At 34.9% G+C, this 16408-nt stretch carries 14 protein-coding genes; all 14 read right to left on the minus strand.

Annotated features, from left to right (window positions below):
* Positions 1–177 precede the first annotated feature (177 nt).
* The gene (gene recA, locus E3U55_RS04815; protein WP_134339215.1) at positions 178–1212 is read right to left on the minus strand and encodes a recombinase RecA; all 1035 of its coding nucleotides are present in this window, start codon (positions 1210–1212) and stop codon (positions 178–180) included.
* Between the two features lie 163 nt (positions 1213–1375).
* Complete coding sequence (locus tag E3U55_RS04820) at positions 1376–2632, minus strand: competence/damage-inducible protein A (protein WP_134339216.1); 1257 nt, start codon at positions 2630–2632, stop codon at positions 1376–1378.
* Positions 2629–3207, minus strand: a complete 579-nt coding sequence (gene pgsA / locus E3U55_RS04825) for a CDP-diacylglycerol--glycerol-3-phosphate 3-phosphatidyltransferase (RefSeq protein WP_134339217.1) — start codon at positions 3205–3207, stop codon at positions 2629–2631. Before pgsA ends, E3U55_RS04820 begins: the two co-directional genes overlap by 4 nt.
* A 60-nt stretch (positions 3208–3267) precedes the next feature.
* Positions 3268–4167, minus strand: a complete 900-nt coding sequence (locus E3U55_RS04830; RefSeq protein WP_134339218.1) for a helix-turn-helix domain-containing protein — start codon at positions 4165–4167, stop codon at positions 3268–3270.
* A gap of 18 nt (positions 4168–4185) precedes the next feature.
* On the minus strand, positions 4186–4983 hold the full coding sequence (locus E3U55_RS04835; protein ID WP_134339219.1) for a DUF3388 domain-containing protein: 798 nt from the start codon (positions 4981–4983) through the stop codon (positions 4186–4188).
* Positions 4984–5306: 323 nt separating this feature from the next.
* Positions 5307–5567, minus strand: a complete 261-nt coding sequence (locus E3U55_RS04840) for a DUF3243 domain-containing protein (protein ID WP_134339220.1) — start codon at positions 5565–5567, stop codon at positions 5307–5309.
* Between the two features lie 66 nt (positions 5568–5633).
* Positions 5634–6350: an elongation factor P 5-aminopentanone reductase gene (gene ymfI / locus E3U55_RS04845; RefSeq protein ID WP_134339221.1), complete on the minus strand. Its 717-nt coding sequence runs from the start codon at positions 6348–6350 to the stop codon at positions 5634–5636.
* A 3-nt stretch (positions 6351–6353) separates the two neighbouring features.
* Entirely contained in the window at positions 6354–7646 is a 1293-nt protein-coding gene (gene yfmH / locus E3U55_RS04850) for an EF-P 5-aminopentanol modification-associated protein YfmH (RefSeq protein WP_134339222.1), read from the minus strand.
* Entirely contained in the window at positions 7639–8928 is a 1290-nt protein-coding gene (yfmF, locus tag E3U55_RS04855; protein ID WP_134339223.1) for an EF-P 5-aminopentanol modification-associated protein YfmF, read from the minus strand. Before yfmF ends, yfmH begins: the two co-directional genes overlap by 8 nt.
* 106 nt (positions 8929–9034) lie before the next feature.
* Positions 9035–10000, minus strand: a complete 966-nt coding sequence (locus tag E3U55_RS04860) for an ABC transporter permease (protein WP_134339224.1) — start codon at positions 9998–10000, stop codon at positions 9035–9037.
* On the minus strand, positions 9997–11082 hold the full coding sequence (locus tag E3U55_RS04865; protein ID WP_134339225.1) for an ABC transporter permease: 1086 nt from the start codon (positions 11080–11082) through the stop codon (positions 9997–9999). The genes E3U55_RS04860 and E3U55_RS04865 overlap by 4 nt, the downstream gene beginning before the upstream one ends.
* Positions 11083–12606: an ABC transporter ATP-binding protein gene (locus E3U55_RS04870; protein ID WP_134339226.1), complete on the minus strand. Its 1524-nt coding sequence runs from the start codon at positions 12604–12606 to the stop codon at positions 11083–11085.
* Positions 12607–12787: 181 nt separating this feature from the next.
* Positions 12788–13876, minus strand: a complete 1089-nt coding sequence (locus tag E3U55_RS04875; RefSeq protein ID WP_134339227.1) for a BMP family lipoprotein — start codon at positions 13874–13876, stop codon at positions 12788–12790.
* Positions 13877–14008: 132 nt separating this feature from the next.
* Complete coding sequence (locus E3U55_RS04880; RefSeq protein WP_134339228.1) at positions 14009–16318, minus strand: DNA translocase FtsK; 2310 nt, start codon at positions 16316–16318, stop codon at positions 14009–14011.
* Between the last annotated feature and the right edge of the window lie 90 nt (positions 16319–16408).

Below are 16408 nucleotides of genomic sequence, written 5' to 3' on the forward strand. Positions count from 1 at the left end.
TTATTTTGCGCCGAGTAACCGCAGGCGCAGGACGTGGCCGTAGTTAGTCGACCAGGAGTCGCCGCCTTTCGTACCAACTTTGTTCTATTTATATTTCTATTCATCAACAATGACTTCTAATTGAATTCAAAAAAAGCAGATCTTCTTAGTAAGATCTGCTTTTTATGTGTTAGTATATTAATCTAATTGTAATTCGTCTTGACCTTCAGAAGACTCTTCTGGTTCTTGATCAATATTATAATGCGCTCGAATTTCTTTATAAACTTGTTCATATACATCAAGGTTATCTTTTAAGAACTGTTTAGCATTTTCTCTTCCTTGACCAAGTTTTTCACCATTATAAGAGAACCATGCCCCACTCTTTTGTACAACATCTAGGTTTGAGCCAATATCAAGGATTTCACCTTCTCTGGAAATTCCTTCACCGTACATAATATCAACTTCTGCTTGTTTAAATGGAGGTGCAACTTTGTTTTTAACTACTTTTATTCTAGTTTTATTACCAACCATGTCATTACCTTGTTTTAAAGTTTCTGCACGACGAACTTCTAAACGAACAGATGAGTAGAACTTAAGCGCTCGTCCACCTGGGGTAGTTTCAGGGTTACCAAACATAACCCCAACTTTTTCACGTATTTGGTTGATGAAAATAGCTGTCGTTTTAGATTTATTGATAGCACCTGATAACTTACGTAAAGCTTGAGACATTAGTCGTGCTTGTAAACCAACGTGTGCGTCTCCCATTTCACCTTCTATTTCAGCTTTAGGAACTAAGGCAGCAACTGAGTCAACGACAATAATATCTACTGCTCCACTACGTACAAGGGCCTCTGCAATTTCTAAAGCTTGCTCTCCGGTATCAGGTTGAGATAATAGTAATTCATCTATGTTAACACCAAGTGCTTTAGCATAAACGGGATCTAACGCGTGTTCGGCATCGATAAATGCAGCCTGTCCACCTTGCTTTTGCGCTTCCGCTATCGCATGCAAAGCCACAGTTGTTTTACCAGAAGATTCAGGTCCGTAAATTTCTACTACACGACCTCTCGGATATCCTCCTACTCCTAGCGCAACATCTAATGATAAGGAACCACTCGATACAGTGGAAACTGTTTGTCCTTCTTGTTCTCCTAATTTCATAATTGACCCTTTACCAAATTGCTTTTCTATTTGTTTCAAGGCCATATCTAAAGCTTGTTTACGATCACTCATTGTAAATAATCCCCCTTCGATTAACTAACTCTATCATACTACTTTTTTATTCATTTGCCAACAAAAAAGCGAATATTTGTTCTGCTTTTTGATACAAGAAAATTTGGTTTTCTTATATATTATGTTAATAAAGTACATACTTTTAATTGAATAACATGATTATCTATTCACCAAATTTTTTTAGTAAACTATATAATAGCTTTAATCCCTCAGTTACTGCACCTTCTCGTATTGCATTTCGATCACCTTTTAACTCAACTTTTTTACAAATTGTTTCATTATTTATTGTTACACCTATAAATACTGTACCAGGTGCAAAGCCTTGAACAGGATCTGTTCCAGCAATTCCTGTAAAACTAATCGCTAAGTCAGTTTTGAATTTGTTTCTGCAATTCTCAGCCATCGCTTTTGCACAAGGTTCACTGATTGCCCCATGGGTTTCTAAAATATCTTCTGATACCCCTACTATCTCTTTCTTAACTTCATCAGTATAAGAAACAATCGACCCATTAAAAACATTAGATGCGCCAGAGTGTTGGATGATAGTTGAAGCGAAAAGTCCTCCAGTGATGCTTTCACATGAACTAAGATTAAGGTGTTTATTTTTTAATTGTTCAAGTACTTGTATTTCTAAAGGTAAGTCTCCATACCCTACAAAGTATTGCTTGACTCGATTCAGTATTTTCTTTTCTAATGGATTTAGCAAATCATCGGCTTCTTCTTTTGATTGCGCTAAAGAAGTTAAGCGTAATCTTACATAACCATTACCTGCTAATGGTGCAATCGTTGGGTTTGTTTGCTCCCTTATTAGATCTTGTAATTCTGTCTCCAAAGTAGATTCACCAATATTATTAAAGGTTAAAATTCTGCTATATAATTGATGTGTGATTAATCCAGACTCATTTAAATATGGAAGAACCTTTTGCTCGACTAACCATTTCATCTCTCTTGGAACTCCAGGTAAAAAAAACCACCATACACCTTTATGGATGTAGTGTAAACAAGGCGCAAGACCAACTTCATTATTAAAAACTATACTATTAGTAAACTTTAAAGCTTGTTTATGATTATTATCCGTCATATGTTTATTATTCTTTTTGAAGATTGATTTTATTGTATCAAAGGTGTCCTCATCGATTTCAAGGTTTGTGTTGAATAAACTCGCAGCTACATCTCTTGTTAAATCATCGTCAGTTGGACCTAATCCCCCGGTTACAAACACTATATTTGAACGTGACTGTGCTTTCTCAAAAACAGAAAAAAGGCGATTATAATTATCGCCTACAGTCTGTTTGAAAAATACGTTAATTCCAGCATCAGCTAACTTTTCAGATAGCCATGCAGAATTCGTATCAGTAATTTGTCCAAGTAATAATTCAGTCCCTACTGATATTATTTCACACCTGGTTTCTTTAATCATTTAGAATCCCTCATGACATGCCAGTTCTTTTTGAAATAATCAACACCGGAAATAACTGTAACAATGGCTGCTGCATAAAGAAAAATTGTTCCAAGTGGAATGTTAAAATAAGATAAAGGAAAATGGTGAAGCAATAGAAATCCTGCTGCACCTATTTGTAACGTTGTTTTTAATTTACCCATTTGACTTGCAGCTAAGACAATTCCTTCACCTGCAGCAACTAAGCGCAAGCCTGTAACCGCAAATTCACGACTTATAATAATAATTACCAGCCAAGCTGATGCAAGACCTAAATCGACTAAACAAATCAATGCCGCCGAAACTAAAAGTTTGTCTGCCAAAGGATCTAAAAACTTACCTAAATTCGTTACTAAATTATATTTTCTAGCATAATATCCATCAACCCAATCGGTAAATGAGGCAATAAAGAATAAAATTGCGGCTATTAAATGAGAAACAGGTAGGTCATACTCTCCCATTGAAAAGTTACCCCAATTAAACGGGACGACTAAAAGTATTATAAATACTGGAATTAAAAAGATACGCAAAATTGTGATTTTATTAGGTATATTCATTTGTAAACCTCCAAAATAACATGAAATAAATCCTTTGCGTTTAGCAAAGGATTCTTATATTTATTCACTAACTAAGTTTATTATAATTTCTTGTCTAACATACTGCCAAGAGTCAGTATTAGGCTCAAATTGATATTCTAACTCATTACCATTTACAGTAATAGAAACTTCATGAGATCGCCCTACAACTATTCTGACCTGATCTTCAGAAATTTCAGGTTCTATAGGAGAATTTTGAGTATTAATCATGTCATAGTAGTATCGGTTTTCTCCTGAATCACTAATACCATAGATTTCAAGCCAGCTTTCTCCAATTGATTCAAGGGACAGATCAAGTTGATCAGCATTTGTTAATTCATAAGTGGCACTAGCACTACTTTCATCAGTTTCAATAACAGTTAAAGTTGGTTCTGTCTCCTCTTCCTCTTCTTCATCTGGCTGAGAGGCAGTTTGTTCTGATTCTTCAGCATTCTCGTTGTCATTCTGAGTCTGATCCGAATTATCTTCTTCAGGAGGAGCAGCGACTACTTCATCTTCATTATTTGCATCCCCATCCTGAGAAGAGCCTGACTCAATAAAATTAATGACAGCATAATAAATAGCGAACGCAATCAACACAACCAAAATAATTACTAATATTTTAGGAAGAAATTTAAAAACTGGATTAGGACCACCTGAAGTGCGACTGGACCTAGATGGTGTGATAAAATCATATTGCTTATCTGAGCTTGAAGGTAATTCCTCAGCATGTTCCTCAAGTAATTCATCACCATTTAAACCAACTACTTCTGCATATTCACGTACAAATGCACGCACATAAAAATTGCCTGGCATAGCAGACCATTCATTTTTTTCCAAAGCTTCTAAATACCTTTTTTGAATTTTGGTTTCATTTTGAATATCATCAATCGCTAAGTCTTTTTCTAACCTTGCTTCCCTGAGCTTTTCACCTAATTGCATGCATTAACACCGTCCAATTTATTCAAAGTCAAACATAGAAAATCCATCTTGCTCATCAAATTCTGGTTTTTCCAGCTTTTCGTAAGTTATTTCTTCATTCATATTATTGCGTAATTCAATAATATAGTCAAAATCATCAAGTGTATACTCTGAATGTTGCACAAAAACATCAGGATGTTCAATTACCTTGACCGCTGGTAATTGCATAACTTCACGAATTACTTGCCAATGCTTCTCACTTGAGCGTTTAACGGATACAATACCATCTAATATATAAAGATAATCTTTGTGATATTCATGTTTGATTAGTTGACTGCGCACAGTCTGCTTTAACAACGTGCTGGATAAGAATAACCATTTTTTATTTGCACAAACACTAGCAGCTACAACTGATTCAGTTTTGCCTACACGAGGCATTCCTCTAATACCCACTAATACATGTCCATCTTTTTTGAATAGTTCAGCCATAAAATCAACAAGTATTCCAAGTTCATCACGCACAAAACGAAATGTCTTCTTATCATCTGAATCACTTTTTATGTATCTGCCATGCATCACGGCTAATTTGTCTCGTAACTTAGGTCGTCTAATTTTTTTAACTTGAATCGTTTGCATCGTATCAAGTATTGTAATTAAACGTTTCATTTGCTTATCTTCTTTACATAATAACAACATACCACGGTGAGCATCTTCTACACCATTGATCATAATGATATTTATCGATAACATTCCTAATAATGATGCGATATCACCTAATAAACCTGGTCGGTTATAAAGTATTTCATATTCTAGATACCAATCTTTTCGTTCGTCCATTAAGATAACCCTCCAACCAAGTCAAAAGTCAATTATGAAATAATTAACAATGTTATTACTATAATAAATTATTTTTACCCATAAGAAAAGGTTGTTTAACACATTTACAAAGGAAATTTGAATTTTCTGCACATATTTTATAAAATCCCTTCCATTTTTAGTAAATAAAGAAAGAAATGCCTCCCTTCTCCCAAACAATCTACGAGTTTAGGGTGGCCCCTTCAAAATCTCGTCATGACCGTTATAGTAGAAGTGTTAGGCATTTCTTTAGGTTTTACTAATATTTACGCTTCCAATTGACAAGGGACAGCCTCATGTTTTGGTTAACGGCCTGTTCCTTCGTTCTGCACCATCTTAACCATCATACTTGCTATCGCATGACGTTCTTCTTCAGAAGCAACATTCCATAAATCACGTAAAATCGCTTCTTCATCATTTTTTGCATCTACTTGACTCGCTAAATGTTCGCCAACTTCATAAGCTAACTCATTAATGGTATCTTGAGGTACACCATTTTGTTCAGCTTGATGTAAGCGATCACCTAAGAAATCTTTCCATTGTTCAAAATTATCTAATACGGACATGTTTCATCCTCCTTTACGTACTTTCAAGTTTTATTTTCTACGGAAGATGAAACATTATGCATATTTTTATAGCATACCTCCATTTATTTTTATAATTTGACCATGAATATAAGAAGAATCTTTTGAACACAGAAATTTTACTGTGTTAGCAACATCCTTAACCTTTCCTTTACGTTGTAATGGAATAGTCTTTTCGAATTTATCTAATTCAGAAGCCTCAATTTCAAGATTCATTTTTGTATTAATTAATCCCGGACTTACTGCATTAACTTTTATTCCTGAATTACCTACTTCTTTAGCGAGTGCTTTAACAAATGAGATCTGTGCACCTTTCATCGTGGAATAAGCTACTTCATAACTTGCTCCAACCTCACCCCAAATTGATGTAACTACAATAATATTTCCACTTTGTTTTCTAATCATCTGAGGCAAGAAGTGTTTGGTAATTAACATGGTTGATTTTACATGGGTTTGATATAAGTCATCTATTTGACTAGCGGTAGTCTCTTTAAACATGCCATAATGAGCTTGTCCTTGCGCAAAAATAATGATGTCAATCGAAAAAGGAATTGACATCATTAATGAATCAATATCTTTAGGCTCAGTTAGATCTGCACGAATCGTCATCAGCAATTGATCTTCATTTAAATCACTGGCTAGTTCATTGATAGCCTTGTTATTTTGATGATAATGCAAAATAAATTGATGAGAGAATTGGCTCAACTCCCTAACAATTGCTTGACCGATTTCTCCACTTGCACCTATAATCAATATTTGACTCATTGATTATTTTTCACCTTCAGGTAATACCATACATATAGATATACGTTCTTCAGATATCCATTCATTGATTATTTCATTAACATCATCAATAGTAACTTCCTCAAGGATTTTAAATACATTTCCGTAATCAATTCCTAAATGATGATAATGAATAATCGTATTAGCAGTACCTTCAAGCTCATTATATTCACGAATTAATTCTCCGTATTTTTTCTTTTTAGCACGTTCAAACTCTTTTTCATCTATCGGTTCATTCTTGATGGAAAGTAACATCTCTTTAACGGTTTCCCCGAATTGTTCAGGTTTTGTTGTACTTCCTCCAATAGCAGTAAACCCAAATGACTCTTCTAAGTACAACTCTAAGCGTAATTTATCAATTACTAAACCATTTTGATAAAGCTCTTCATAATACGAGCCACTCTTTGAAAAGTAAAGGTCCAAAATCATATCTCTTACCAAATCATTCTTAAGTAGTTTATCCTTATTTAATTGATCTGCTTTCTCTTTTACAGCCACCATGCATTTTGGTGTTGTAACTGGCATATAAATTTTTTCAAGTGATTTATACACTTCGTCTTTTTCGTCTCCATAAAATCGATCGATACCATTCGGCTTGTCGAATGATTTATTGTTTTGATTCTGACGAATTAGTTCAGACATACTCTCCACTTCAAAGTTACCAATAACGAATAAAGACATATTTGATGGGTGGTAGAATGTCTCATAACATGTATAGAGGTCTTCATGTGTAATATCATATATTGAGTCTACTGTCCCTGCGATATCTATACGAACTGGATGTTTTTCATATAATGATCCAATTGTACCAAAGAATAATCTCCAATCTGCTTGATCATCATACATCTTAATTTCTTGTTCAATAATTCCTTTTTCTTTCTCCACGGTCTGTTCAGTAAAGTATGGATCTTGAACAAAATCTAATAAAGTTTCGACGTTTTTTTCTTCATCAGTTGTACTTGAAAACAAATAAGCCGTTTGTGTGAAAGAAGTAAATGCATTTGCTGAAGCTCCTCTTTCTGAGAATTGCTGAAACACATCTCCATCTTCTTTTTCAAACATCTTATGCTCTAAAAAATGAGCAATTCCATCTGGAACAGTTACTTTATCATTTTCTCCAATTGGCGTAAATGTTTGGTCGATTGATCCATACTTCGTAGAAAAAATTGCAAATGTTTTCTCAACTTCAGGCTTTGGATATAAAAACACATCCAGACCATTATCTAACTTTTCGTGATACATCGTTTCATTTATACGAGGAATATTTAATTTATTCATTCGTGTCACCTCCATCTTCCGCTGTAAGGAAATAGACCGTATCTAATTCAATTTGATTGGCCACTCGAACTACATCATCTTTAGTTGCTTCGTCAATTTGCTTAAAAGTTTCTTCTATGTCTGTGAATTGTCCAGCAATGACTTGTTGATAAAAGAATTCGACCATACCGCCTGCTCGATCAATTGTTTCTTTTAATTGGTGAGTAACAGCTTTTTTCGTTTGATCCAATTCTTCTTCACTAACATTGCCCTTTTTTATATCTTCATGTTGTTCAATGATAATATCTCTTGCCTGATCATATTTATCGGGAGCAATGCCACTAAAGACTAGCATTAATCCTTTATTACTTTCAATTCGAGAAGCGGCATAATAAGCTAATGAATGTTTTTCACGTACATTCAAAAATAATTTTGAATGCGGAAATCCACCAAAAATCCCGTTAAACAGTTGCAAGTTTCTGTAATCTGGGTCTCTAAAAGTAATTCCTGTACGATAACCTAAATGTAGTTTAGCTTGTTGAATTTTCTGCTTTTCAGTAATATTTTTAACCTCATTCGGTTTCTTTGGTTCAGATTGCACGACTTTCGTTGTTGACTGTCTATCAAATTTTAATACATCTTCAATAACTGGTTTCACTTCGTTCGGATTAATATCACCTACAAAAAAGATATCTAATGCGTCTTCTTCAATCATGTCTTTATAGGTTTTATAAAGTGTTTCAGCACTGATTTGATCCATATCTTCTAAGTATCCATGAGCATGAATGCTATATTTCTCATCCTTACACATTTCATCAATCAGACGCATGTTAGCAAATTGCATTTTCTCATCAACAATTGATTTAATTTTATTAGACAACGTTTCTTTCTCTTTATTAACAATATTTGAATCAAATGCATTATTTTCTACTTTAGGGTTTACAGCAACTTCATATAAAAATTCTAATGCTTGTTTCATTAATTGATTGGCATCGGGTATAAAGTTTTCATTTGGAAAATCAAGCACAATTGTAATGACATGATTTTCCCCTTTTTTACCTGAATTAATTGAAAACTTAGCCCCATAAAGATCATCCAGCTTTAACCTTAATTCTTTTTCAGAAGGATAATTATGGGTACCCTTTTGTAAGACGAAAGGTAAAAGAGCACGTGATGTGATGTTCTCTCGTTCTAAAGGGCGTGCGAATTTCAAAGCGACCGTATTTGTTTTGAACTTTTTAGTTTCAATTAAATGAAGATTATATCCGTTTTGTTCATGTTGGGTATGTTTTAATTTTGGCATATTATACCTCCCTAATAAATTCTAATATATATTCTACCCTAAATAGCGATTCAATACGAAAAATCCCCTTTAAGTGTCTTCAAAACCTAAAGGGGATTAACTAAAATTATCTTGAGCCTTTTACAAATGGTGTACCTAACGATTTTGGAGCTTCAGCTCGACCAACTAATCCAACCAAGGCAAAAATCGTTAATACATATGGTGCAATTTGTAAATAAACAGATGGTATATCTTCTAAGAGCGGTATACCTCCACCAATAACACTTAAACTTTGGGCTAACCCAAAGAATAAGGCAGCACCAAGCGCACCAATTGGATGCCATTTCCCAAATACAACTGCTGCTAACGCAATAAACCCTTGCCCGCTAATTGTACCTTGAGAGAAGTTACCAGCGAATGTTAAAGCGAAAATTGCACCGCCGGCTCCACCGAAGAAACCTGAAAGCATAACAGCAATATATCTCATACGATTAACATTAATCCCAACTGAATCCGCAGCAAATGGGTGTTCACCCACTGAACGTAAACGTAATCCAAATGGTGTTTTAAAAATAACATACCACACAACAAATGCTAGAATTACAGCTAACCAATTGGTATAATAAGTACCTTCAAAGAAGATAGGACCAATGACCGGAATGTGTTCAAGTATTGGAATATCGGTTGATCTCAAACCGCCATCAATCATATCTGTTTGACCTTTACCATAAATTTGTTTAATTAAGAATAGGCCAATACCTAAAGCAAGGAAGTTTATGGCGACACCACTCACTACTTGGTCAGCCCTAAATGTAACTGTAGCTACTGCATGCAAACTGGCAAATAAACCACCAATCACTGCGGCAACTAATATAGAAACCCAAGGTGTTAAAGTTGAACCTAAAATTGGGTATAATTCCAGGTTAATTACGACAGCTACAAACGCCCCCATAATCATTAAACCTTCTAATCCAATATTAATGATTCCTGAGCGTTCACTAAAGACTCCACCTAAAGCTGTAAAAATTAGAGGGGTAGCTAACATTAATGCAGATGGTATGATGGAGTTTAAAATGTCTACGAATCCACTCATTTATTTGCCCCTCCTTTTTTAGACTTATTTTTAAAGTCCGTATAAAGTTTAATCAGTTTATGTCTTAATAAAATAATCATGTAACTTGCTGCAACAAAGAAAATAATTAATGCAGTAATAATATCCACTAACTCATGTGGAACACCTGCACTTAATGGCATATTTAAGGCACCATTCTTCAGTACCCCAAAGAGTCCAGCTGCTAACACAACACCAACCGCGGTATTACCACCAAGTAGTGCTATTGCGATTCCGTCAAACCCAATGTTAGTAAATCCATTGTTAAGTGTCATATAACCAAAGTTACCAATACCTTCCATGGCACCTGCTAATCCAGCAAAACCACCTGAAATTGCCATAGATAACATGATATTTCTTTTTACGCTCATACCCGCATATTGTGAAGCATGCGGATTATAACCCACTGCTTTTAGCTCAAAACCATATTTGGTTTTCTCTATGAAATACCAATAGAATAATGCTGCTACTAGTGCAAGTATAATACCAGCGTGTACATTTGAATTAGGCATTAAATCACTTAACCAGCTCACTTTTAATGAAGCTGTCTCAGCGACATTCTCTGTACGATCATCACGATCAGTTAATACATTTCGAATGATTGCGTTAACAGAATATAATGCAATATAATTCATCATAATTGTAATGATAACTTCGTGAACTTGATATTTTGCTTTTAAATATCCTGGAATGAATCCCCAAATACCACCTGCTAGTATTGCTACTATAACGGCTAATGGTAAATGGATCGCCATAGGTAAGCTAAACTCTGTGCCGACCCATACAGATGCTAGCCAGCCAACTAATACTTGTCCTTCAACACCAATGTTAAGTAATCCAGTACGGAAAGCAAAAGCTACCGCTAGACCAGATAATATATACGGTGTAATCAAGCGAATCGTTTCACCAGTAAAATATGGTGTTTCAAAAGCTCCATTCCATAAAGCAATATACCCTGCTAGAGGGTTATAGCCAAATAGAAGCATAATGATTGCACCAGCTAATAAACCGAAGATAATTGAAACAACAGGGATCCATGCTCCGGTTAACTTTTGTAATTTCATTTATGCTTCACCTTCTTTCTTATTGCTTCCTGCCATCAATAAACCTAATTCATCATTATTTGTTTCATGAGGTTTAACATCAGCAACAATTTCACCTTCATATATAACTGCAATACGGTCACTCAAGTTCATAATTTCATCTAATTCAAAAGAAACTAATAAGACTGCACGACCTTTATCTCTTTCCTCTATTAATTTTTTATGAATAAATTCAATAGCCCCAACATCTAACCCACGTGTTGGCTGAACAGCAATTAATAAATCTGGTGAGCGATCTACTTCTCTACCTATAATTGCTTTTTGTTGGTTACCACCTGATAGTGATCGCGCTAATGTCGATTCACTAGGCGTTCTCACATCGTATTCTTGAATTAATCGTTTCGCATGGTTATATATTTCTTTAAAGTTTAATGACCATTTTGAAGAAAATGGTTTTTGATAATAAGTTTGTAACACCATATTTTCTGCAACCGGATAATCCAAAACTAAGCCGTACTTATGACGGTCTTGTGGAATATGAGACAAACCATGGTTATAAATCTCACGTGGCTTCAAATTCATAATAGATTGATTGTTTAATAGAATTTTTCCACTTTCAGCTTTTCTAAGGCCAGTGATAGCTTCAATTAATTCAGATTGACCATTTCCATCAACACCAGCAATACCGACTATTTCACCTTTTCTAACTTGTAGATTCAAGCCACGGACCATGTCCACATTTCGAATATCTTTAACCACCAAATCATTTACTTCTAAGACAGGCTCTTTAGGAGTGGCTTCAGTTTTCTCGGTTTTGAAGCTAACATCTCTTCCAACCATCATTGAGGCTAATTCACTTGTTGATGATTGACTTACATCAACCGTTTCAATACCTTCACCTCGTCGAATAACTGTACAGCGATCTGCAACTGACATAATTTCGTTTAATTTGTGGGTAATCAATATAATCGATTTACCTTCTTTAACTAACGATTTCATGATTTGAATCAATTCATCAATTTCTTGAGGTGTTAATACTGCAGTAGGTTCATCAAGAATTAGTATATCAGCTTTACGATATAACATCTTTAATATTTCAACACGCTGCTGCATCCCTACTGAGATGTCTCTTACTAATGCTTTAGGGTCCACTTTTAATCCATATTGGTCTGAAATTCGTTTTACTTCTTTCTCAGCGTCTTCAATATTTACTTTTAAACCTTTTTTCGGTTCTGAACCTAAAACAATATTTTCTGTTACTGTAAACGTATCTACAAGCATAAAGTGTTGGTGAACCATTCCAATCCCTAAATCATTAGCAATGTTAGGGCTCGTAATATTAACATCTTTACCTTGCACACGAATTTGTCCTTTTTCGGGCTGATAGATCCCAAATAACACATTCATTAAAGTGGATTTACCTGCACCATTCTCGCCTAGTAAAGCGTGAATTTCACCCTTCTTTACTTGTAAATTAATATTGTTATTTGCCACAACACCCGGAAATTCTTTTCTAATATCAAGCATTTCTATAACATAGTCCATCTTCTCACCCCTCGATCATATATGTATAACTAAAAGGCTCAGGTTAAAAGCTAAATTAAAAAAAGCCCTTCTCAAAAAAATAAAATGAAACGAGTTATTAGCTCATCATTTCATTTGAGAGTTAAAAGTTATGTAATTATTAGGAAAGGCTAGATCTAGCCTTTCCTACATGTTTAAGTAATTACTCTAGGTTACTAACAAAACCTTCTAATTCTTCACGAGTTTGAGGTACTTCTACATCACCGTTTTGAATTTTTTCTTTCCATTCTTTAACTTTTGACGCAATTTCATCAGTGTAAGCTTCTTCATTCGTGTCAGCTACTGAAATACCACCATCAGCTAAACCATATTCTAAAACTTCACCGCCAGGGAAGTTACCTTCAATTGTACGTTTAATAACGTCTTGAACGGCAACATCTACACGTTTAACCATTGAAGTTAAAGTAACGTTTGAATCATCAACACTACCTTCTTCATATTGGTCACGGTCAACACCGATTACCCATACGTTAGCTTCAGAGTCACCAGCTTTGATATCTTTTGCTTCAGTGAATACACCGTTACCAGCACCACCAGCAGCGTGATAAATAACATCTACATTACTATCATACATACTTTTCGCAATCTGACGACCTTTACCTGCATCAGAGAAACTTTCAGCATAACGTACATCTACTTCAATACTTGGATCTACTGATTTAACACCTGCTACATAACCAGCTTCGAATTTGTTGATTAACGGGCTATCGATACCACCAACGAATCCTACTTTACCAGTTTCAGACTTAAGTGCAGCTGCTACACCTACTAAGAAAGAACCTTGATGTTCTTTAAAAGTAACACTTGCAACGTTGTCGCCTTCAGCAACATCATCCACTAATGCGTACTTAGTATCAGGGTTTTGACTAGCTACAGTTTGAACTGCATCTTTAAGTTTGAAACCGATACCAAAAATAAGTTCATAATCTTGTTGAGTTAAACGTGTTAAGTTAGATTCATATTCAGAATCTTGATTAGATTGTGCATAGCCATACATCTCATCTTTATCTAAGCAATACTCTTCACCGTATGCTTTAAGGCCTTCCCATGCAGATTGGTTGAATGACTTATCGTCAACTCCACCTTCATCAGTTACAATACCAGCTTTGATTGCACTGCTATCTGGTTCACAATCTTTTTGACCTTCACTGCTGTCTCCATTTGTTCCACAAGCAGATAGGATCACTGTAAGCGTTAACAACATAGTTAATAGTAAGTTAAGCTTTTTCATTAATATTTCCCCCTTAAACATAAAAAAGTTGAGAGAGTAATAGAATTGCAAAAAAACACAAAATTCTATCACCTTCTCAACTACTATACCACGATAGTCCTACAAAATAAAAGATTAAATTAATTTAAAAAATTAAGAATTGGAAGTCTGTTCCTCTTGCTGGTAATTGCTTACAAGAACCTTCCTTGGTTTACTTCCTTCATATGGTCCAACGATACCTCTTTCCTCCATCGCATCAATTAATCTAGCTGCTCTAGTGTAACCTACTCTAAATTTTCTTTGAAGCATGGAAACACTAGCACTTTGCATTTCAATCACTAATTTAACAGCATCTTCATAATGTTCATCATCAACATCATTAACAACTTCACTTGGTTCTTCAGGAATCATTTCTTCTTGATACTGAGCTTTCTGTTGTTCTATACAGAAGTCAACTATTCTTTCAACTTCTTCATCAGATAAGAAAGCACCTTGTATACGTGTTGGTTTAGAAGCACCAACTGGAATAAATAACATATCCCCCTTACCTAAAAGCTTTTCAGCTCCACCTCCGTCAAGAATTGTTCTTGAATCTGTTTGAGACGATACACTGAATGCAATTCTAGAAGGGATATTAGCTTTAATGACACCGGTAATGACGTCGACTGAAGGGCGTTGAGTAGCAATGATTAAATGTATGCCGGCTGCACGAGCCATTTGAGCTAATCGTGTAATGGAATCTTCAACCTCGTTCGAGGCTACCATCATAAGGTCAGCTAACTCATCAATTAATACTACAACATACGGTAAATGAGGGTGGTTCTCTCCTTCTTGCTCATTTACTTTATTAACGTATTCGTTATACCCTTCAATATTTCTGGTACCCGTATCGGAAAATAGATCATATCTACGTTCCATTTCAGAAACTATTTTTTTCAATGCTTGTGAGGCTTTTTTTGGATCTGTTACAACTGGTGCTAATAGGTGAGGAATGCCATTGTAAACATTCAACTCAACCTTCTTAGGATCAATCATCATCATTTTAACTTCATGGGGCTTTGCTCTTAATAAAATACTCGTAATAATACCATTTACACACACACTTTTACCACTACCTGTAGCACCGGCAATAAGTAAGTGTGGCATTTTATTAAGTTCTGCAGTAACCGCTTCACCAGCAATATCTCGTCCTAAACCAAATAATAGCTTGGAAGGGTTATTTTGAACATTTTGAACAACTTCTCTTAACGAAACTTGCGCAACTTCACCATTTGGTACCTCGATTCCAATAGCAGATTTACCTGGTATTGGAGCTTCAATTCGTATATCTTTAGCTGCCAAAGCTAATGCAAGGTCATCGTGTAAATTAACAATTTTACTTACTTTAACTCCTACATCTGGGTAGACTTCGTATTTAGTAACTGCTGGTCCGACATGAACTTTTGTTACCTTAGCTTTAACTCCAAAACTATGAAATGTTCTTTCTAGCTTTTGAACAGTTGATTGAATTTGAGATTTTTCATGTTGTTGTGAATGAGCTACAGGATTACTAAGTAACTGTAGAGATGGTAGTTTATAAGATTCATTTTCTACTTCAGTTAGCGGTAAATCACCCAAGTCTTCACTGTTTGAATCATTATTCGTATCATCTTCTTGTTTTAAAGTGTCTGTCCACTCTTTAGTTTCTAATTCAGGTTCAGACGGTTGAGGTTCAACATACTGATGAAAATCCTGAATCACTGGTTCTGATTCAGTTTGCTTAACGTCACCACCATCAATGTTATAAGTTGTTTCTGCTTGCTCATCTTCTTTCTCTTTTGCTTCCTGTCGCGCATGTTTTCTCTCTTTTTGCTTACTTATAATTTTTTGTAAAACGTTATTAATCCGGGAATATACGTTTTTAAGGAAATCTGAAATTGATCTCTCAGTTAATAACATACCTCCAATTAATACACCAAACACAGCAAGCACCTTGGCACCAGCAGCAGATAATAAATAATAACTGGCTGCAAATAAAGTGGCTCCAATCATACCAGCACCAATGTACTCATAGGTTAGTATTCCATCTTGATATGCTTCGTAATTATCCCACGTTACACCAAATATATTTTGATTAATAGTTTGATTCATTATAGAATCAAATGTTTGCACATGGGTAAATAACAGGACGGAACCAAATAAGATGTAAAAACCTACTAACTTAGATGCTTTAAAGTTAGGCCATTGACGCTTAATCATTAAATAGATTCCTAGAATAAATAAAAATATGCTAACAACTATGTACCAAAAACCAAATAACCACTGAAAAAGGGTTACAAATACATGTGGAATAAACCCTTCTCCAATCGTGCTTATACCACTCGAAAAAATTGCACTAAGAATAAGGAGTAATCCAATTAATTCAAACTGCAAAACATGGCGCTTTTTTCTTCTTGATTGTTTTTTCTTTTTTCGTTTTGCCATACAATCACCTCTATAAAATAAGGAAGCAGCCGTAGGTTGGCTGCTTTGATGTGAGTTTTATTATACCATAGTTATCCAATAATTTGGATA

This window comes from Filobacillus milosensis, assembly GCF_004402015.1.
Lineage (GTDB): Bacteria > Bacillota > Bacilli > Bacillales > Alkalibacillaceae > Filobacillus > Filobacillus milosensis.

Bases quoted from the DNA above. Each gene is read 5' to 3' on its own strand.
- E3U55_RS04880 (WP_134339228.1), bottom strand. From the start codon at position 16,318: ATGGCAAAACGAAAAAAGAAAAAACAATCAAGAAGAAAAAAGCGCCAT.
- ymfI (WP_134339221.1), bottom strand. From the start codon at position 6,350: ATGAGTCAAATATTGATTATAGGTGCAAGTGGAGAAATCGGTCAAGCA.
- yfmF (WP_134339223.1), bottom strand. From the start codon at position 8,928: ATGCCAAAATTAAAACATACCCAACATGAACAAAACGGATATAATCTT.
- recA (WP_134339215.1), bottom strand. From the start codon at position 1,212: ATGAGTGATCGTAAACAAGCTTTAGATATGGCCTTGAAACAAATAGAA.
- pgsA (WP_134339217.1), bottom strand. From the start codon at position 3,207: ATGAATATACCTAATAAAATCACAATTTTGCGTATCTTTTTAATTCCA.
- E3U55_RS04830 (WP_134339218.1), bottom strand. From the start codon at position 4,167: ATGCAATTAGGTGAAAAGCTCAGGGAAGCAAGGTTAGAAAAAGACTTA.
- E3U55_RS04835 (WP_134339219.1), bottom strand. From the start codon at position 4,983: ATGGACGAACGAAAAGATTGGTATCTAGAATATGAAATACTTTATAAC.
- E3U55_RS04820 (WP_134339216.1), bottom strand. From the start codon at position 2,632: ATGATTAAAGAAACCAGGTGTGAAATAATATCAGTAGGGACTGAATTA.
- yfmH (WP_134339222.1), bottom strand. From the start codon at position 7,646: ATGAATAAATTAAATATTCCTCGTATAAATGAAACGATGTATCACGAA.
- E3U55_RS04870 (WP_134339226.1), bottom strand. From the start codon at position 12,606: ATGGACTATGTTATAGAAATGCTTGATATTAGAAAAGAATTTCCGGGT.
- E3U55_RS04865 (WP_134339225.1), bottom strand. From the start codon at position 11,082: ATGAAATTACAAAAGTTAACCGGAGCATGGATCCCTGTTGTTTCAATT.
- E3U55_RS04860 (WP_134339224.1), bottom strand. From the start codon at position 10,000: ATGAGTGGATTCGTAGACATTTTAAACTCCATCATACCATCTGCATTA.
- E3U55_RS04840 (WP_134339220.1), bottom strand. From the start codon at position 5,567: ATGTCCGTATTAGATAATTTTGAACAATGGAAAGATTTCTTAGGTGAT.
- E3U55_RS04875 (WP_134339227.1), bottom strand. From the start codon at position 13,876: ATGAAAAAGCTTAACTTACTATTAACTATGTTGTTAACGCTTACAGTG.